This window comes from Nodularia sp. UHCC 0506 (genome assembly GCF_034931045.1).
Classification (GTDB): Bacteria; Cyanobacteriota; Cyanobacteriia; order Cyanobacteriales; family Nostocaceae; genus Nodularia.
The window spans coordinates 24,577-42,888 of record NZ_JAYGHH010000011.1; the positions used below are offsets into that span (position 1 = coordinate 24,577).

The window sequence follows — 18,312 nt, forward strand, 5'->3', positions numbered from 1 at the left end:
CAGTTATTAGTCAAGAGACATAATTGGGAGTTGGCCTTTATAGGCTTTGATAACTGTTCATTATTCACTGATTTAAGTCTCTTGGTAACTGTTCACTATTCACTGTTCACTGATTTAAAATGTCTGACTTATTCGATGTTCTTTGGTTAAATGCTAGTCCGGGGTTGAAGCGTTTTGATCAACCATTACTTCAACAATTATCTGGGTATTTGCAAATCGCTCAGTGGGAATATCAACAATCAAGGGATGAAGCTAGTTCTATAGATCAAGCTGTGCGGTTGCTGCATGAGTTTTTAGGTTCTTACCCGAATGCGGTGCATTTAGGTGGTCATGGAATTAGTGGCGCGATCGCTTTATCTTATGCCAGATGTTATCCTGAAAAGGTGCGATCGCTGACTCTCCTCGCTGTAGGATCTCAACCTGCAAACACTTGGCACGCTCATTATTACTTTCAACGCCAAATGTTTACTATTAGCCGTGAGCAAGTTTTAGCCAACAGTGTTCGCAGTCTATTTGGCAAACAACCTCCTCATACTACCAAAAAATTAATCACGGCTTTAGATAAAGATTTAGAGCGATCGCCTTCGCCCCATTCTCTATTTAAGTTGGTTTATTTACCCAAGGGAGGTGTTTCTATGCCGATGATGGTCTGCGGTAGCAAAACTGATTCAGTAGTTAATCCACCTGCTTTAGATGACTGGCACAATTGGTTAAAACCAGAAGATAAACTTTGGCAATTTTCCCAAGGATATCATTTCTTTCACTACTTTCATCCTCAAGAAGTGGGCGAACAAATTTTGAATTTTTGGGATTGTTACCAGAGGCGATCGCCAGAAGCGGGACTTTGCCAATCACTCACAGCATCTGCATAAACCTCTACTAATTTTATCTAGTCATAAACAATCCCAGGAAGATGAAAAATAATTTATCTTCCTAATTGCTAAGAACAGTTTTTTAGTGACGGCGTAGCCCGATATCACTAATTTTTTGCTGCTTAATCTACGCACCTATTTAAATTATTAAGTTTTATAAAACGCTCTTTCTTTTTAAGAAATAATCGCAATAAACTAAATGCAGAATGCTGAACAATTAGTTAACAAATTCAGCAACATAGTTAGATTTCATTGGGAAAAAACAGTAAATTCCTGAAAGTATCAACAAATTAATTGAGTTCTTGTAGCAACAAATACTAACGAAGTAATGCAGACATACGACAATCCCAACGTCAAATACGATTGGTGGGCTGGTAATGCCCGCTTTGCCAAACTCTCTGGCTTATTTATCGGCGCTCACGTCGCCCAAGCAGCACTGACGACACTCTGGGCGGGAGCGTTTACATGGTTTGAAATTTCTCGTTACAACCCCTCAATACCAATGGGCGAACAGGGGCTAATATTACTCCCCCATTTAGCCACCTTGGGCTTTGGAGTGGGCGCGGGTGGTCAAGTTGTGGACACTTATCCCTATTTTGTTATCGGTGCTTTACATTTAATTTCCTCAGCCGTTCTCGGTGCTGGGGCGCTGTTCCATACTTTCAAAGCTCCCAGAAACTTAGAAAATGCTAAGGGTCAAGCACGTAAATTTCATTTTGAATGGGATGATCCTAAACAACTGGGTTTAATTTTAGGACACCACCTCCTATTTTTAGGCGTAGCAGCTTTATTACTGGTGGGTAAAGCCATGTTTTGGGGAGGAATTTATGACACTCATATTCATGATGTGCGCCTTGTAACTGAACCAACTCTTAACCCTTTTGTCATCTATGGCTATCAAACTCACTTCGCTAGTGTTGACAATTTAGAAGATTTAGTTGGTGGTCATATTTATGTCGGTTTCCTACTAATTGGGGGCGGAATTTGGCACATTATTAAGGAACCTTTTGCTTGGGCGAAAAGGCTTTTAATTTTCTCTGGTGAAGCGATTCTTTCTTACTCTTTGGGTGGTATTGCTTTAGCGGGATTTGTTGCAGCTTATTTCTGTGCGGTAAATACTTTGGCTTACCCGGTGGAATTTTACGGTCAGACTTTGGAAGTGAAACTGGGTGTTAGTCCTTATTTTGCGGATTCGGTGAAATTGGCTGGTGGTGGTTACACTGCTAGAGCTTGGTTGGCTAATGCTCATTTCTTTTTGGCGTTTTTCTTTTTGCAAGGTCATCTGTGGCACGCTTTACGAGCTATTGGTGTTGATTTTAAGCAGGTGGAAAGGTCTTTGAACGCTATTAGTAGCGAGTTGTAAGAGGAGGAGGAGGGAGGGCTTTTCTCTCTCTTCTGTTTGGGTGTTTTTTAACGCAGAGGGGCGCTAAGTTAGCGCAAAGATACGCGGAGTTTGGAGGTATGTGTTGTGACGGTTTCTATTGAGAAGAGTTTTGCGGCGGATACGAATTTATCTTGGTTGGTTGGTAATGCTCGTTTGACTGATTTATCTGGTCAGTTGTTGGGCGCTCATATTGCTCATGCTGGTTTGATTATGTTTTGGGCTGGGATAACTACTGTTTCTGAGGTGTTGCGGTTTGTTCCTGGTGTGCCAATGTATGAGCAGGGGATGACTTTATTACCCCATTTGGCCAGTTTGGGTTGGGGTGTGGGTACAGGTGGGGAGGTAATAGATACTTATCCCTATTTTGTGATTGGAATGTTGCATTTAGTCGCTTCTGCTGTATTGGGAGCCGGGGGACTTTTTCATGTGTTTCGCGCTCCACGCATTCTTTACAGTGCTGGGGGACAGGTAGCGAGGTTTCACTATGAATGGAATGATCCTCAACAGTTGGGTTTAATTTTAGGTCATCACCTGATTATTCTGGGTTTGGGTGCATTTTTATTAGTGCTAAAGGCGATGTTTTTTGGCGGAGTTTATGACCCGAATTTTGGTGATGTTCGTCTGATTAGCAATCCCAATTTAGACCCGATGACAATTTTTGGCTATTTGGTGGGGATGAAGGATGGTAGCTGGAATGTCTTAGGGATAGCAAGTGTCGATAATTTAGAAGATGTCATTGGTGGTCATATTTGGATTGGTTTTCTTCTCATTTTTGGTGGTACGTGGCATATTCTTGTTTCTCCTTTTAATTGGGTAAGAAAGATTTTACCTATAGAAAATGGTGAGGATATTCTGTCTTATAGCTTGCTGGGTTTAGCTTTAATGGCTTGGATTTCAGCTGCATTTGTGGGATATAACACAACGGTTTTCCCTAGAGAATTTTATGGTTCTGAACGTCTGGGTTTGGCAAACATTCAATTTTTTATTGGTGTATTGGCTTTCTTGGGTTACGTTTGGCACTCTTGGCGTTCGCATCAAGTTAATAATTAATTAAGTTTCGCTCAACACTAGCTAAATATTTTCTCATGCCTGCGGTTTACAGCAGTCAACTGTAGGCTTTTTATTTGAATTTGTTTGAGGATTTCTCATGTTAGCTATGATTTTTTGCGCTTTCTGTAGTTGGTTAATTTTGATTCTTTCTAGTTTCAGTGTTTGGTTGACTTTAAAAAAAGGCACAAATCATTTAAAAAGGCTACATCAAATACCTTGCCATAATTGTGAGTTTTTTACTAATGATTATCGTCTCAAATGCACAGTTAACCCAATTAAAGCTTGTTCTGAAGAGGCGATTGGCTGCATCGATTTTGAACCCAAAACTTGTAATTGTAATGCTTCACAGAGGGGAAGACGCAAACTTAGTTAGAATTTTATAACTCGATAATTTTAAATTTCTATTACTATTAACTCCCAAATCTAAATACCTATGAACCAGCCAAATAATTTTCTCTCGGAATTATCTGATTTTCTTTATCCCCGCAGTCCATATTCTGGGGAGTTTAAACAAGAGTATTTGAAATTTAATGCTAATCTCCAAGATTTTTCTCAACGAGTAAATTACATTTGCAGTTTACAAACTGGTGGTAAACTGTCTCCAGAGCAGGCTTACAAACAAATTCAGATTCTTTGGAAACAGTTAAAAAGTAGCAAAAAAGATTTGGGGATTAGTTAACTAGAAAACCAGAAGTAAGGGACATTAATGAGCAGTGTCTCCGAATTCGATGATTTAGTCCCGTCGCAGGGACTTTATACAATAGAGATAAATGGAAGAATGACGAATGGTTTGATAGCCAGCATTAATTAGAAGATATCCACTAACTAAAATTTGGTATTTTACTAATCTTAATCTTAATGCTCTTCTATTACTCTCGTTACATAAAAACCAACAACCTTTATACTAGCAAGCTTTGATAAATTTAGGGCTATATTGGGTTTCAATTTGCTCAACCTTTCATTCAGAGTCATAAAAGAGCGCTAATAATTAAGTAACCAATACCAGAATGAAGAAATGTTATATCATCATAACAGCTACATAGAATTAATTACATCTTTTCCTCCGCGCCCCATAAAACATGAAGAAGATTTAGACAAAATTCAAGCAGTTGTCGATAATCTACTTGATAAGGGGGAACTAACGGATGAGGAAGAAGACTATTTGCATTTACTGGGAATGTTAATTTATGAATATGAAAAAAAGCAGGATTTGGTTCCAGATATTTATGGAATCGAACTTCTCAAAGTTTTAATTAAGGAATTGAACCTCAAACAAAAGGCTTTAGTTCCTATTTTTAAAACTGAGTCAATTGTTTCTGATGTATTGAAAGGTAAGCGTAAGTTAACGGTTGAACAGATCCAAAAGCTTGGAGAATTCTTCAATGTTTCACCTGCTGTATTTTTTCCAGACAATCCATCCAACAGAGATTTTTTAGAAGTGGCTGAGTTTCATACCCAAGTATTTACCAGAAAAATGGATAGTTACAGCATTAAGAAATCTGGAAAAATGAAAAGCTCCTAGTTTGCGTATGCTAGGCATGATTAATTTAACACGCGATCGCCCATTGCTTGTCTAAAAATTCACAGTCAAATTTGTTGAAACTATGTGTATAGCCCTACACAGCTTACACTCACAGCCAGAGGAAACCTTAAAAGATGCCAAGCAAATATGCCTTAACTAGTTAAAACTGTCAGGATCAAAAAGTAAAGAGTAAAAGTCATTTTCTTTTATCTTTCACCTTTTGTTCAACTCCCACAACAGGAGGTTTAATCTTGACTAAATTAAAAGTTGGTATCAATGGCTTCGGTCGAATTGGGCGACTTGTGCTACGTGCTGGCATCAATAACCCTAATATCGAGTTTGTGGGGATTAATGACCTCGTACCACCAGATAACTTAGCTTATCTATTCAAGTACGATTCTACTCACGGTCAGTTGAGAAGTAAAGTTGAAGCTAAGACTGATGGTATCGTCATTGATGGGCATTTTATCCCTTGTATGTCGGTGAGAAATCCGGCGGAATTACCTTGGGGCAAATTAGGTGCAGATTATGTTATCGAATCTACTGGACTGTTCACCGATTATGATGGGGCGGCAAAACACCTGCAAGCTGGTGCAAAGCGAGTTATAATTTCTGCTCCTACGAAAGAACCAGATAAAGTAAAAACATTGTTAATGGGTGTGAATCATCACCTGTTTGACCCAGCCAAAGATGTAATTGTCTCTAATGCTAGTTGTACAACAAACTGTCTCGCGCCCATAGCTAAGGTAATCAATGATAACTTTGGACTCACCGAAGGGTTGATGACCACGGTACACGCCATGACTGCGACTCAGCCAACTGTAGACGGCCCCAGCAAGAAAGACTGGCGGGGTGGACGAGGTGCAGCCCAAAATATTATTCCCTCTTCCACTGGGGCAGCCAAAGCGGTAGCATTAGTTTTGCCAGAATTAAAAGGTAAGTTAACAGGTATGGCTTTCCGGGTTCCTACTCCCGACGTTTCTGTGGTTGATTTAACTTTTAAAACTGCTAAGGCTACTAGTTATCAGGAAATTTGCACGGCGATGCAGCAAGCTGCTGGAGGTGCGCTAATGGGTATATTAGGTTATACAGACGAAGCAGTGGTTTCCACAGATTTTCAGGGTGATACTCATTCGAGTATTTTCGATGCAGGTGCTGGTATTGAGTTAAATTCTAATTTCTTTAAGGTGGTGGCCTGGTATGACAACGAGTGGGGCTACTCAAATCGGGTGGTTGACTTAATTTTGTCGATGTCAGAGAAAGAGAAACTCACAGGTATTGGTGCTGCGGCTTAATGAGTAATTAGCAAGTAGGTAGGGACGGGATTAATCGCGTCTCTGCCAGAGATACAGGTTGAGGCGCGGGGTATGCCAATTGCTAAGTTGGGAACAACCTGTTTAATTAAAGTGCATTCCATTGGACAGCCAATTCTGGCATAACGCACATAAAATAGGGCTGTGGCTCATTTCAGCCAGCCAATGTCGGCAATGTTTAAGAAAAATTGCCAAAATCGGAATTGTTAGGAATAGTAAAGTGTGTAAACAAGTAGGGAATTAAGTCAGTCCGAAACCAGCACAACTCATGGAGAAGTTTATGTCTAAAAATTTACTAGAACAATTGCGCCAAATGACGGTGGTGGTTGCGGATACAGGGGATATCAAGGCTATTGAGAAGTTCACACCCCAAGATGCAACTACTAATCCTTCTCTGATTACGGCGGCGGCACAGATGCCGGAATATCAGGAAATCGTTGATCAAACTTTACTCCAAGCAAAGAAAGATGCCGGTGCTGCTGCTAGCCAAGCAGATATCGTAACTTTGGCTTTTGACCGTCTAGCAGTGGCTTTCGGCTTGAAGATTTTACAAATTATTCCTGGTCGTGTTTCTACAGAAGTAGACGCGCGCTTGTCTTTCGATACTGAAGCTACTTTAACCAAAGCTAGAGAATTGATTGCTCAATACAAGGCCGCTGGTGTTGATCGCGATCGCGTATTAATTAAAATTGCCACCACTTGGGAAGGCATTCGCGCTGCGGAAATTCTGGAAAAAGAAGGTATTCATTGTAACCTCACATTATTGTTTGGTCTTCACCAAGCGATCGCCTGTGCAGAAGCTGGCGTTACCTTAATTTCTCCCTTCGTCGGTCGGATTCTCGACTGGTACAAAAAAGATACTGGACGTGATAGCTATCCATCCGCCGAAGATCCAGGTGTATTGTCTGTAACCACAGTCTACAACTACTACAAAAAATTCGGCTATAAAACCGAAGTGATGGGAGCCAGCTTTCGCAACATTGGCGAAATTACCGAACTAGCTGGTTGTGACCTGCTAACCATTTCTCCAGGACTGTTAGCAGAATTGCAAGCAACTGAGGGAGAATTGCCACGCAAACTTGATCCAGCTAAAGTAGCAAACATGGACATCAAAAAGATATCCGTTGATAAAGCTACCTATGACAAGATGCACGCTGCTGATCGCATGGCATCTGACAAACTAGCAGAGGGTATCGATGGCTTTACCAAAGCACTGGTTTCTCTAGAAAAATTATTAGCAGAGCGACTAGCTAGCCTTGAGGGAGAAGTGATAGCCAGCCATTAATGGCTCTATTTGAGCAATATTAAAGGTTGAGTCAATCCTCAACCTGCTCATTTCATCCCCTATTTTGTGGGTGTTTTATCAGTTATCAGTTAAGAGACATAATGGGGTTTAAGTCCCCCACCTTATGCCTTAATAACTGATAACTGATCACTAATTTAATATCTTCGCCAGTCATATATAAATCTACCATGACGATCGCGGACTAGCTGCCATCGTCCATGACGATAGCGTTGTCCATGATTATTAGTGCGTCGATATCGATTTCTGCGGTAATAGTGTCGATGATTACGCCTTCTACGATTGTAGTGGTGTCGTGTTCTGCGTCTCCGGCGATAGTGCCGCCGTCGCACACGGTGAGCTAACAAACTTTCTGAGCTGGCATCTCCTCCCAATAAACTTGTTTCTAGTTCCAAGTTCTGCTGATGGAGAACATTATCTACATTACTGTCTTTAGCTTCAGCAATAGCTGATGGATAGATGAAGGCAAATAGCAAGAGCGTAATTGAATATAGCTTCCGGAATTTATTCACTTTTTGCCTTTCCTCAATTAGCGGTACTTACGTTTATTTAATAGCTGAAAATTAGCAACCATATAGTTAACCTTTCACAAACATCAAACAGGTAAATGTAATGAAAGTATTAGTTCTAAATGCTGGATCTAGTAGCCAAAAAAGTTGTTTGTATGAAATTGCAGATAATTGTTTACCCACGGTTGCACCCCAGCCTCTATGGTCAGGTAAAGTGAACTGGACTCAAGACCGGGGTGTAGCAGAAATTGAAGTGAAAACAGCGACGGGTGAAACGTTGCAAGAATCAATCTATGGCGACTCTCGACGCGCACACGTGGCTTATATGCTCTATACCCTGACTCGTGGTGCTACCAAGGTAATCGAACATCTTTCCGAAATCGATATGGTGGGGCATCGTGTAGTACATGGTGGTCAGGAATACAGAAAAAGTGTGGTGATCACAGAGGATGTGAAACAGACCATCTCCAAATTATCTAGTTTAGCGCCAGCACATAATCCAGCTGCTTTAGAAGGCATAGAAGCCATTGAGCAAAGCTTGGGAGATGTTACTCAAGTAGCGGTGTTTGATACCGGATTTCATGCTACTCTCCCGGATGCCGCAGCCATTTATCCTGGCCCCTATGAGTGGGTAGAGCAAGGTATTCGCCGCTATGGTTTTCATGGTATCAGTCATCAATATTGCTCAGGTCGTGCGGCTCAAATCCTAGACAGAGATTTAGCATCCCTGCGCTTAATTACCTGTCATTTAGGCAATGGTTGTTCGTTGGCAGCGATTAAAAATGGACGCAGTATTGATACTACAATGGGGTTCACTCCCCTAGATGGGTTGATGATGGGTAGTCGTTCGGGTTCCGTTGACCCAGGGATTTTAATTTATTTATTGCGGCAATCGAATTACTCTGCGGAAAGACTAGACTATGTATTAAATAAAGGTTCTGGCTTACGAGGAATTTCGGGTGTATCCAGTGACTTACCCCAGGTAATAGCAGCGATCGCTGAGGGTAATTATCGCGCTCAATTAGCTTGGGATATGTATGTGCATCACTTACGGTCTGGGATTGGTTCCATGTTAGCCAGCTTAGGGGGGTTAGATGCTTTGGTATTCACCGCAGGTATCGGGGAAAAATCGCCAGGAATACGCCAAGCAGCCTGTGAAGCTTTTAGCTTTTTGGGATTAAAAATTGATCCATCAAAAAATCAGCAACAGCCAATTGACCAAGATATAGCCACACCTAACTCATCTGTGCGGGTATTAGTAATTCGGACTCAAGAAGACTGGGCGATCGCGCAACAATGTTGGCAACTCAGAAGAAAGTGCTGAGTGCTGAGTAATAACTGATAAAAAAACTAAAGGGTGGGCAATATTGCCCACCCCTCCCAAAAAAGTATGTATGTCTAAATTTAAACAGCACCACCAGCTGCTTGGAAGCGAGCGCGGGCGCGTTTAAAGGCCTGGGTTGCCTGAATTTGGGCTTGCTTTTCTCCTGGGGTTACTTGATTTAGCCGTGTTTGTGCTTCGTTGTAAGCAGTACGAGCATCTTCAAGTTTAATAGTGTCGCCACGTTCAGCACCATTTACCAAAATGGTCACTTCATCTTCTTCGATTTCAGCAAAGCCACCCCATAAAGCGATCGCTTGCCACTCTTCGTTTTTACTTGCACGGACGCGCATCACACCTGTGTCTAAACCTGTGAGCATCGGCGCGTGTCCACTGAGAATACCTAACTGACCTGTAGTGCTAGGTAGAACTACTTCCTCAGCTTTGGCATCCCATACTGTTTTATCTGGGGAAACTACACGAACGGTTAGAGTCATTTTTCAGTTGTCAGTTGTCAGTTATCAGTTATCGGTCATTGAATTATCAATGAACAGTTATCACTTTTTTGCTGATCACTGTTCACTGATAACTGTTCACTGAGCCTATCCTTTCATTTTCTCAGCTTTAGCGATCGCTTCGTTAATATCGCCTACCAAGTAAAAAGCTTGCTCTGGTAATTCATCTAATTCACCAGACAGAATCATTTTGAAGCCCTTAATGGTATCTTCCAACTTCACATACTTACCAGGAGAACCGGTAAATACTTCCGCTACGAAGAATGGCTGAGACAAGAAGCGCTCTACCTTCCGCGCCCGTGCTACAGTTAGACGGTCTTCTTCAGACAATTCATCTAAACCAAGAATAGCGATAATGTCCTGAAGTTCTTTGTAACGTTGCAGGGTTGATTGTACAGCACGAGCAGTACTGTAGTGGTCATCACCAACAATTTCTGGCTGCAACATGGTGGAGGTAGAACCTAGTGGATCAACTGCGGGATAAATACCCTTAGAAGCCAAACCACGAGATAATACTGTGGTTCCATCCAAGTGAGCAAAGGTAGTTGCAGGTGCGGGGTCAGTTAAGTCATCCGCAGGTACATATACTGCTTGAATCGAGGTAATGGAACCCTCTGTAGTTGAGGTAATCCGTTCTTGTAATGCACCCACGTCGGTTCCTAGTGTGGGCTGATATCCTACTGCTGAAGGCATCCGACCCAACAGCGCTGATACTTCAGAACCTGCTTGGACAAACCGGAAGATGTTATCAACAAACAGTAGTACGTCCTGCTTACTCACATCACGGAAGTACTCAGCCATAGTCAAGCCTGACAGACCAACCCGCATTCTGGCTCCGGGTGGCTCGTTCATTTGACCATAAACTAGAGCAATCTTAGAATCATTGAGGTTATCTTTATTAATTACCCCAGATTCCATCATTTCGTTGTAAAGGTCATTACCTTCACGGGTGCGTTCGCCTACGCCAGCAAATACTGACACACCACCGTGCTGGGTAGCGATGTTGTTAATCAATTCCATCATGATGACGGTTTTACCAACACCAGCACCACCGAACAGACCAATTTTACCACCACGTCGATAGGGGGTCAGAAGGTCAACAACTTTAATCCCAGTTTCAAACACTGAAGGCTTAGTTTCCAGGTCAGTGAATTTGGGAGAAGGGCGGTGAATGGGTAAGGTTTGTTCCGCATTCACAGGGCCGCGATTGTCTACTGGTTCGCCCAGAACGTTGAAAATCCGTCCCAAGGTAACTTTACCAACTGGTACGCTGATGGGAGCGCCTGTATCAACAACTTCCAAACCACGGATTAAGCCGTCAGTGGAACTCATCGCAACAGTCCGCACTTGGTTGTCGCCCAACAACTGCTGCACTTCAACGGTGAGTTTGATTTCCTGTCCTGCTTCGTTGGTGCCTTTGATGGTTAAGGCGTTGTAGATTTGGGGTAGTTTTCCACCGGCAAATTTAACGTCTACAACTGGGCCAATGATTTGGGTAATGTAGCCAATGTTTGTTTTTTCTGCTGTTGTGACCATGCTGCGCCTAATAATTGTAGCTATATTTCAGATAGGGTCTGGGAAGACATAAGATTATGCAATGTCATCTTACACTCTAGCATCGGAGGGGTACACAACTCCCTTAGTAATTCCTTAAAAAAGGGACTGGGAAATAGGAAATAGGGAACTGGTATTCCAGTAAATCTTGTGATATATTAAAAATATCGAGTGTTCGATATAAAAAGATGCCAAAGATAGTTGACCATGAGCAATACCGTAAAGAACTTCTGAACAAGTGCTTTGATTTATTTGCCCAAAAAGGTTACGGTGCGCTCACCATGAGACAAATTGCGGAAAGTTTAAATGTTTCTACGGGGACGCTATATCATTATTTTTCTAGTAAACAGGCTTTGTTTGAGCAATTAGTTGAGGAGATAAGTCTTCAAGATATTAGTTCAGCATTGGCGGAAATGGAAGGAGTGCGAACACTTTCAGAAACAATGACTGCAATGGGGAAATATTTAGCTAAAAATCAAGATTACTTTATTAATCAGACTTATATCTTGGTTGATTTTTATCAGCATCAAGACAAAGAAACTACAGAAAAAAGTCCTGTATTTCAACGTGTAAAACAAAGGTATCAGCAAGCATTGTGTGATTTTTTAGAAATCCAAGATCCAATCTTAGCTTCCTTTGTTCTTAGCTTTATCGATGGTTTGATTTTAGCAAAACTCTGGGGTGATCAAACAATTGATTTTGTTGAACAATTTGCTTTGTTAGGAAAAATGCTTAACAGCTATTTACCAGAAAAATCGTAACATAGGGTTTGCTGTTCGCGTAGCGTGCCGTTAGGCATAAAAGTTTGGTCGTGGAGGTAGGGAACAGCGAATAGGGAATAGTTTCAGCTATCTGTCATCCCCAAATTTTCTGATTTATTCAATCCAAAGTTAACACTTTTGATGATACACCTTTCCAAAACCGTTCGGCTGACGCTCACGGCGAAGCCTTGCACCTACTTTCGGGTTTATCAGCCTCAAACCTGCGATTTATCTAAGTTGTGTATTTATTCAGCAAGCCCAACATAGCTCATTTCTAAATCAGACAAAGATTTTAATTTTTTGACCTTCTAAAAATAGTGTGTGTAGTGAGGTAAAAATGACTCAAAATGCGTTGTTTAAAGTTCCCACTCAAAGGTTAATTCTATTAGTAGTAGCTGCTACTGTGATTACAGGTGGAATTGCTTTTTATGGGATTTCTCAGTCTGGTTTAGTTGCTCAATCTGCTTCATCTGAACTTGAAGAAACTCCGCCAGTTACACCCAGAATCTCAGCTTTAGGAAGATTAGAACCTGAAACAGAAGTAATTAGTTTGTCTGCACCTTTGGATTTAGATGGCGATCGCATTGCTCAAATTTTAGTCCAGGAGGGCGATACAGTCAAACCTGGGCAGGTGGTGGCCATTTTAGACTCACGCACTCGCCTACAAACGGCTGTACTCCAAGCAGAAAAACAAGTGAGAGTGGCTAAAGCTAAACTGGCTCAAGTTGAAGCTGGGGCAAAATCTGGAGAAATTCAGGCACAGCAAGCAACTATTGAACGTTTACAGGCTCAGTTACAAGGCGATAAAATAGCTCAACAAGAAGCGATCGCTCGTATAGAAGCACAGTCTTTAGGTGAAAGATTAGCACAAGAGGCGACAATTAACAAGCTGCAAGCAGAATTAAATAATGCTCAAGCTGAATATGAACGTTATCAGCAACTATCCTCAGAAGGTGCAATTTCTCTTTCTTTATTTGATAGTAAGCGGTTGAGTTTAGACACTGCAAAACAGCAACTTTCACAAGCCCAGGCAGTTCTAAATCAGATTAATTCTACTGCTAGTCGAGAATTAGCTCAAGCCCAAGTTACTCTGACTCGAATTAACGCCACTGGGAATAAACAAATCAATGAAGCCCAAGCTACACTCAACAGTATTGCTGAAATTCGTCCCGTAGATATTGCAGCAGCTAAGAGTGAGGTTGACAATGCGATCGCCACACTTAAACAAATGCAAACTAATTTAGAGTCTACTTCCATCATAGCACCAATAGCCGGACAAATTCTTAAAATTCACACACAAGTCGGAGAAAAAATTAATGTAAATGGAATTGCAGACTTGGCGCAAACTGCACAAATGATTGCAGTTGCAGAAGTATATCAAACTGATATTAGTAAAGTTAAGCTGGGACAATCAGCAGTAATTACTAGTCAAGCATTTCCTGGTAAATTGCGAGGTACAGTTTCTCAAATTGGTTTACAGGTAAATAGACAAAATGTTTTTAGCAACCAACCAGGAGAAAACTTAGATAGCCGGGTAATTGATGTGAAAATTCGTCTGCATCCTGAAGACAGTAAAAAAGTAGCCGGTTTGACTAACTTGCAAGTCCAAACAGCAATTGAATTGTAGGAATGACTAAGTTAAATAGGACTTATGTACAAGTTACGGAATAACGTTCGCGTAGCGTGCGCGCAGCGCATACCACAGAGACGCAGAGGACACAGAGTCAAGAGGGTTTGAGAGGTTTTTTGTGTGATTTCTGTTGAGAATGTCGGCTTTTTTATATTACCAGTACACCGTTATGTTTTTTAAACAATCTCAGAAAATTCCTCTGGCATGGCGACAGTTAATGAAGGAAAAAACTCGTCTGTTAGTCGCAGTTGCCGGAATTACTTTTGCTGATATGCTGATGTTTATTCAGCTAGGTTTTGAAAGTGCGCTGTTTGATGCTGCTATTCAACCTCACCGCAATTTACAAGCTGATTTGGTGTTGATTAATCCCCAATTTCAAACTCTGTTTTCAGTCAAAAGCTTTTCTAGAGAACGACTATATCAAACATTGGGTTATGAGGGTGTAAAATCAGTAAATTCTGTTTATATTAGCACTGGACAATGGCGAAATCCTCAAACGCGTCTTGATCGGGCTATCTTGGTTTGGGGTATCGATCCGGCAAAACCTGCTTTTAAGTTTCCCGAAGTTCAAGAAAATCAAAATTATCTGAAACAGTTGCATCAAGTGCTGTTTGATCAAGCTGGTCGTCCAGAATATGGCGCTGTGGGTGATATTTTTCAGAAAACAGGCAATTTTGACACGGAACTAAATAATAAAGCTATTCGTGTGAGAGGTGTATTTAGTAATGGTGCTTCTTTTGCTGCTGATGGGAATGTGATTACCAGTGATTCTACCTTTTTACAATTATTTCCCGAACGCCAAAGAGACAGTGTAGAAGTGGGTTTAATTACTCTCAAGACTGGTGCAAATACTGAACAAGTGCAAGCGCAACTAGCCGCCGGTTTACCCGATGATGTCAAGGTTTTAACTCCAGAAGGTTTTGCTCAAATAGAAAAAAAATATTGGGCTGAGGGGACTGGGATTGGTTTTATTTTCGGTTTAGGTGTGGTGGTGGGGTTTATTGTTGGTATCGTGATTGTCTACCAAATTCTTTATTCTGATGTCTCTGAACATCTCCCAGAATACGCTACCCTCAAAGCGATGGGTTATAGCGATCGCTATCTGTTGCAAGTCTTATTACAAGAGGCTTTATTTTTAGCCGTCTTGGGTTATATCCCGGCATTTTTTCTTTCTTTCGGATTATATCAGCTTGCTTATGCTGCCACAATGCTACCCATAACCATGAAGCTGGAAAGAGCTATAACTGTGTTTATTTTAACCGTAATTATGTGTAGTTTTTCTGGTGCGATCGCCATGAGAAAGTTACGCACAGCCGATCCCGCCGATGTTTTCTAATTTCCAATAGACCAAATTTTGGCAACAAAAACCCATGATAGAAAACAGCATATCAGAAAACTACCCCTTAAATTTATCTGCCGTGGAACCTGTGATTTCTGTCCACAACCTGAATCATTACTTTGGCAGTGGGAACCTGCGAAAACAAGTCTTATCTGAGATTAATTTGCAGATTAACGCCGGTGAAATTGTGATTATGACTGGTCCCTCTGGTTCCGGTAAAACCACTCTGTTAACCCTGATGGGTGGTCTACGTTCTGCCCAGGAAGGGAGTTTAAAAATCTTAGGACAGGAAATTTGTGGAGCCGGTAAAGGACAATTAACAAAGCTGCGCCGCCAAATTGGTTATATTTTCCAAGCACATAACCTGATGACTTTTTTGACAGCTAAAGATAATGTCAGAATGTCCATAGAGTTGCATGACGAGTTTTTTGGGCAAGATATCAACGCCAAAGCGATCGCTATGTTGGAAACTGTGGGGTTAGCAGATCGTGTGAATTATTATCCAGAAAATCTCTCAGGGGGACAAAAACAAAGAGTTGCGATCGCCCGTGCTTTAGTCAGTCATCCTAAAATTGTTTTAGCAGATGAACCCACAGCTGCATTAGACAAAAAATCTGGGCGCGATGTTGTGGAATTAATGCAAAAATTAGCGCAAGAACAAGGTTGTACAATCTTGTTAGTTACCCATGATAACCGGATTCTTGATATTGCTGATCGAATTATTTATATGGAAGATGGTCAGTTAAAGACTAATGATGTAGATGTAGCCACACAAATGCATTAAAGTTCAGACATTTCTCCCCTCTCCTTACTAAGAAGAGGGTTTGGGGGTGAGATTCTATGTTCAGTTCCCACTCTTAGTAGTATCGTAAAATCACAACTTAGTTTTTCAGTGTTTAATTTGAGAGGACATATCTATGAAAATTTGGGTAAATGAACAAATTGATCCTTCTGGGATGATTTATGCCTGTATCGCTTGTTGTGATGAATCACAAGCCCAAGATTGTCATGAGTCTTTTCAAGGAAACTTGACCATTAGCCAAAAATCAGCAGGTTGGATAGCACAATTGCGGATTGTTAATTCTTGGGATGAAGTCCCAGTTAATGCACTCAAACTGGATTAATTGCATTCCCATTTAGTTGATCCAGATATTTTGTCATTTATATAGGTCATCTCAATCAGGTTTTGACCTCTATTTTCTTCAGCAAGGGTAAAATTTTTCCCTTATTGATTCAGCCAGCCTAAGTACTTGGTGTAGCTAGATAGCTAAGTATAACGGAAGAAACCATAAAAATTAGCTGGGAAAAATCATTATTCCTACACAATAATTTTGAATAAACCTCATATTTTATGGAAACTTGATGATATTTAGGAACTCTTAAAGGTTATTATCATACCAAGAGTTCAATGTAAAACTTGCAAAAGCCGAATTAATATGGTGAACTATTCCCAAGTTTACACTTCGGAGCAAGGCTGTCCTATTAATTTGGTTGGCGAAACAGGACAAGCGGTTCAAATTTCTATTCATTCACCCAGTCAGTATATCTGTGCCAACTGCGAACGGATATTACCAGATTGGAAAAATCAACCTGATTTATGGGTTGTAGTTGTTTTACAGCAGTCACGTTATCCACTCATAAAAAGTACGCCAGAAATCGAAATAGAGAAACAACGCCTGCGGGAAAAGTTTATGCGGTTTGGCTGTGACTTAGCATTTCAATTGCGCGATGCTTCCGGTGAGGGGGTACACCATCGCGGTTATTTAACAGACTTGATTGATCCTCGCACTGGCTATCCTTTACTTTCTCATCCGGGGGAAATTCCCCACAATGACATTGCAGTTGTAAAAGCCTTGCTTAACTATCGAGTCATTAAAAACAAATGTCGTGTGTTGGTTCATCCTCGCTGGGGTGCAGCAGTTTATCCTAGTGTTTTAATATCAGTAGCACCGCCGATAATTATCGAAACTTTCATTAAAGATATTGCACCTTTACACGGATGGCATTAACACTCAAAAGTGAAACCTTTTAATCATCCAGCCTCCTACTTCCCTCTGATCAATGGACGCTATGAAGTCAAGCCGGGAATGATGCCTTTTGGTTGCTGCTTGGGTAATGGTGAAGCTGATCAACAGGTGTTCCAAATCGATGAGCATTTTACCCATTACCGCCAAAATAAAATTTTAGCTCGTGGGGAACGGTTGAGTAAATATTATCAAACTTGCAATTATTCTCCAGCTGTAGCAGGTGCGATCGCTTGTTTAATTATTGAACGTCTCACCCTCGAACACCCACAATATTTTGATTGTCAAAAAATAGCCAATACTCTCCAATTCCATAGCCGACTAACTCAAGAAACCCTGCATTTAAATGCAGATTGGCAATTACAGCAAGTCCAAGGTAGTTCAGTTATTCCCCCTTATGTCTCTACTCTTGATGCTTTAGCCGCACAAATCCAAGAAGATATTACAGTGATTTGTCGCTCTGAGGATAGTAGTAATTGGTTAAGTGCTGTGCATCTCTGCTATCCCAATCATTGGTCAGCCGAAGTCAAAATTGGTCAAAACTTTACTGCAATTCACGCACCTGTCGCCGGGATGGAAAAAATCAATCTGCGGGGGGATGCCATTGTGAATACAATGATTGAACAAAAACCAATGGTGCGTTTTGCTTGGGGTTTGAGTACCGATACCCGTCTGAATCATCATCCGCAACCCCCCCTTGGTGTATCAGCCAATCAATGGCAAGGCAGAAGTTTTGATTCCCAGCATCCCCAACTTTATCTGCGAATTGAAAGACAAGTGATTTGGGGACTACCGAAGTATGAAGCGGCGCTATTCACTATTCGTACTTATTTTAAAGATTGTGGCGTGCTTAAACAAGACCCAGCGCTACGATCTAAACTGTGTGCAGCCATTCAATCCATGACATCGCAATCACTTATATATAAAGGCTTATTAGAAAGCAAAGCTAGTATTCTACAGTGGCTCGGAGAGATGGGATAATTAAAAATTAAATTATTTAGTTATATTTTCCACTTTTTGGCAATTTTTCCTGATATATACAGCATTTCACTAATAACAGCATAAAAATTTATTTAATGCCATACCAAACATCTCATCACAGCATTATGATCGGAAAATAGACAAACATATAATTACCGAATTGTCTGCCAAAAAATCATTGCAATAGTAAATACCTGGAAATTTAGCCTGTAACTCGGTAGACATTTCTGACCA

Annotated in this window: 19 protein-coding genes; 16 read left to right on the top strand and 3 right to left on the bottom strand. The window is 41.0% G+C overall.

Annotation, left to right across the window (positions count from 1 at the left end; all coding sequences use genetic code 11):
* The first annotated feature begins 119 nt into the window (after positions 1–119).
* From VB654_RS09660 to VB654_RS09695, 8 genes are all read left to right on the top strand, one after another.
* The gene (locus tag VB654_RS09660) at positions 120–872 is read left to right on the top strand and encodes an alpha/beta hydrolase (RefSeq protein WP_323213504.1); all 753 of its coding nucleotides are present in this window, start codon (positions 120–122) and stop codon (positions 870–872) included.
* A 328-nt stretch (positions 873–1,200) separates the two neighbouring features.
* Positions 1,201–2,235, top strand: coding sequence for a chlorophyll a/b binding light-harvesting protein (locus tag VB654_RS09665; protein ID WP_323213505.1), 1,035 nt, complete (start codon positions 1,201–1,203; stop codon positions 2,233–2,235).
* 105 nt (positions 2,236–2,340) lie between these two features.
* Entirely contained in the window at positions 2,341–3,306 is a 966-nt protein-coding gene (locus VB654_RS09670) for a chlorophyll a/b binding light-harvesting protein (RefSeq protein ID WP_323213506.1), read from the top strand.
* Between the two features lie 97 nt (positions 3,307–3,403).
* Positions 3,404–3,679, top strand: coding sequence for a hypothetical protein (locus tag VB654_RS09675; protein WP_323213507.1), 276 nt, complete (start codon positions 3,404–3,406; stop codon positions 3,677–3,679).
* 60 nt (positions 3,680–3,739) lie between these two features.
* Positions 3,740–3,985, top strand: a complete 246-nt coding sequence (locus VB654_RS09680; RefSeq protein ID WP_323213508.1) for a hypothetical protein — start codon at positions 3,740–3,742, stop codon at positions 3,983–3,985.
* 336 nt (positions 3,986–4,321) lie between these two features.
* Positions 4,322–4,828, top strand: coding sequence for a transcriptional regulator (locus VB654_RS09685; RefSeq protein WP_323213509.1), 507 nt, complete (start codon positions 4,322–4,324; stop codon positions 4,826–4,828).
* 251 nt (positions 4,829–5,079) lie between these two features.
* The gene (gene gap / locus VB654_RS09690) at positions 5,080–6,123 is read left to right on the top strand and encodes a type I glyceraldehyde-3-phosphate dehydrogenase (protein WP_323213510.1); all 1,044 of its coding nucleotides are present in this window, start codon (positions 5,080–5,082) and stop codon (positions 6,121–6,123) included.
* Between the two features lie 298 nt (positions 6,124–6,421).
* Complete coding sequence (locus VB654_RS09695) at positions 6,422–7,426, top strand: transaldolase (protein WP_323213511.1); 1,005 nt, start codon at positions 6,422–6,424, stop codon at positions 7,424–7,426.
* A 155-nt stretch (positions 7,427–7,581) separates the two neighbouring features.
* Here the strand turns inward: VB654_RS09695 and VB654_RS09700 are convergent, their stop codons facing one another.
* Entirely contained in the window at positions 7,582–7,956 is a 375-nt protein-coding gene (locus tag VB654_RS09700; protein ID WP_323213512.1) for a hypothetical protein, read from the bottom strand.
* Between the two features lie 100 nt (positions 7,957–8,056).
* Between VB654_RS09700 and VB654_RS09705 the strand changes: the two genes are divergently transcribed.
* The gene (locus tag VB654_RS09705) at positions 8,057–9,277 is read left to right on the top strand and encodes an acetate kinase (protein WP_323213513.1); all 1,221 of its coding nucleotides are present in this window, start codon (positions 8,057–8,059) and stop codon (positions 9,275–9,277) included.
* A gap of 80 nt (positions 9,278–9,357) precedes the next feature.
* On the opposite strand, the gene atpC is transcribed toward VB654_RS09705, so the two are convergent.
* Positions 9,358–9,771 (bottom strand): ATP synthase F1 subunit epsilon, encoded by a 414-nt coding sequence (atpC, locus tag VB654_RS09710; RefSeq protein ID WP_323213514.1) that lies wholly within the window; start codon positions 9,769–9,771, stop codon positions 9,358–9,360.
* Between the two features lie 105 nt (positions 9,772–9,876).
* Positions 9,877–11,325 carry a F0F1 ATP synthase subunit beta gene (atpD, locus tag VB654_RS09715; RefSeq protein ID WP_323213515.1) on the bottom strand — a complete coding sequence of 483 codons (1,449 nt, stop codon included), beginning with the start codon at positions 11,323–11,325 and terminating at the stop codon, positions 9,877–9,879.
* A 206-nt stretch (positions 11,326–11,531) separates the two neighbouring features.
* Between atpD and VB654_RS09720 the strand changes: the two genes are divergently transcribed.
* The 7 genes from VB654_RS09720 to VB654_RS09750 all read left to right on the top strand — a co-directional run bounded on the left by VB654_RS09720 (position 11,532) and on the right by VB654_RS09750 (position 18,078).
* Positions 11,532–12,104 carry a TetR/AcrR family transcriptional regulator gene (locus VB654_RS09720; protein WP_323213516.1) on the top strand — a complete coding sequence of 191 codons (573 nt, stop codon included), beginning with the start codon at positions 11,532–11,534 and terminating at the stop codon, positions 12,102–12,104.
* Positions 12,105–12,441: 337 nt separating this feature from the next.
* The gene (locus VB654_RS09725) at positions 12,442–13,731 is read left to right on the top strand and encodes an ABC exporter membrane fusion protein (protein WP_323213517.1); all 1,290 of its coding nucleotides are present in this window, start codon (positions 12,442–12,444) and stop codon (positions 13,729–13,731) included.
* Positions 13,732–13,903: 172 nt separating this feature from the next.
* Positions 13,904–15,070: an ABC transporter permease DevC gene (gene devC, locus VB654_RS09730; protein ID WP_323213518.1), complete on the top strand. Its 1,167-nt coding sequence runs from the start codon at positions 13,904–13,906 to the stop codon at positions 15,068–15,070.
* 34 nt (positions 15,071–15,104) lie between these two features.
* Positions 15,105–15,857 carry a DevA family ABC transporter ATP-binding protein gene (locus tag VB654_RS09735; RefSeq protein WP_323213519.1) on the top strand — a complete coding sequence of 251 codons (753 nt, stop codon included), beginning with the start codon at positions 15,105–15,107 and terminating at the stop codon, positions 15,855–15,857.
* 133 nt (positions 15,858–15,990) lie between these two features.
* Positions 15,991–16,197, top strand: coding sequence for a glycogen debranching protein (locus VB654_RS09740; protein ID WP_323213520.1), 207 nt, complete (start codon positions 15,991–15,993; stop codon positions 16,195–16,197).
* A gap of 312 nt (positions 16,198–16,509) precedes the next feature.
* A complete protein-coding gene (locus VB654_RS09745; RefSeq protein ID WP_323213521.1) occupies positions 16,510–17,082 on the top strand; it encodes a methylmalonic aciduria and homocystinuria type D protein in 573 nt (190 codons plus the stop codon).
* 9 nt (positions 17,083–17,091) lie between these two features.
* Positions 17,092–18,078, top strand: a complete 987-nt coding sequence (locus VB654_RS09750) for a DUF3445 domain-containing protein (RefSeq protein ID WP_323213522.1) — start codon at positions 17,092–17,094, stop codon at positions 18,076–18,078.
* Positions 18,079–18,312: the final 234 nt, after the last annotated feature.

What these genes read in the sequence shown, in the direction of transcription:
- VB654_RS09660 (WP_323213504.1), top strand. Translation starts at nt 120, where the DNA reads ATGTCTGACTTATTCGATGTTCTTTGGTTAAATGCTAGTCCGGGGTTG.
- VB654_RS09665 (WP_323213505.1), top strand. Translation starts at nt 1,201, where the DNA reads ATGCAGACATACGACAATCCCAACGTCAAATACGATTGGTGGGCTGGT.
- VB654_RS09675 (WP_323213507.1), top strand. Translation starts at nt 3,404, where the DNA reads ATGTTAGCTATGATTTTTTGCGCTTTCTGTAGTTGGTTAATTTTGATT.
- VB654_RS09680 (WP_323213508.1), top strand. Translation starts at nt 3,740, where the DNA reads ATGAACCAGCCAAATAATTTTCTCTCGGAATTATCTGATTTTCTTTAT.
- VB654_RS09685 (WP_323213509.1), top strand. Translation starts at nt 4,322, where the DNA reads ATGTTATATCATCATAACAGCTACATAGAATTAATTACATCTTTTCCT.
- VB654_RS09695 (WP_323213511.1), top strand. Translation starts at nt 6,422, where the DNA reads ATGTCTAAAAATTTACTAGAACAATTGCGCCAAATGACGGTGGTGGTT.
- VB654_RS09705 (WP_323213513.1), top strand. Translation starts at nt 8,057, where the DNA reads ATGAAAGTATTAGTTCTAAATGCTGGATCTAGTAGCCAAAAAAGTTGT.
- atpC (WP_323213514.1), bottom strand. Translation starts at nt 9,771, where the DNA reads ATGACTCTAACCGTTCGTGTAGTTTCCCCAGATAAAACAGTATGGGAT.
- atpD (WP_323213515.1), bottom strand. Translation starts at nt 11,325, where the DNA reads ATGGTCACAACAGCAGAAAAAACAAACATTGGCTACATTACCCAAATC.
- VB654_RS09720 (WP_323213516.1), top strand. Translation starts at nt 11,532, where the DNA reads ATGCCAAAGATAGTTGACCATGAGCAATACCGTAAAGAACTTCTGAAC.
- VB654_RS09725 (WP_323213517.1), top strand. Translation starts at nt 12,442, where the DNA reads ATGACTCAAAATGCGTTGTTTAAAGTTCCCACTCAAAGGTTAATTCTA.
- devC (WP_323213518.1), top strand. Translation starts at nt 13,904, where the DNA reads ATGTTTTTTAAACAATCTCAGAAAATTCCTCTGGCATGGCGACAGTTA.
- VB654_RS09735 (WP_323213519.1), top strand. Translation starts at nt 15,105, where the DNA reads ATGATAGAAAACAGCATATCAGAAAACTACCCCTTAAATTTATCTGCC.
- VB654_RS09740 (WP_323213520.1), top strand. Translation starts at nt 15,991, where the DNA reads ATGAAAATTTGGGTAAATGAACAAATTGATCCTTCTGGGATGATTTAT.
- VB654_RS09745 (WP_323213521.1), top strand. Translation starts at nt 16,510, where the DNA reads ATGGTGAACTATTCCCAAGTTTACACTTCGGAGCAAGGCTGTCCTATT.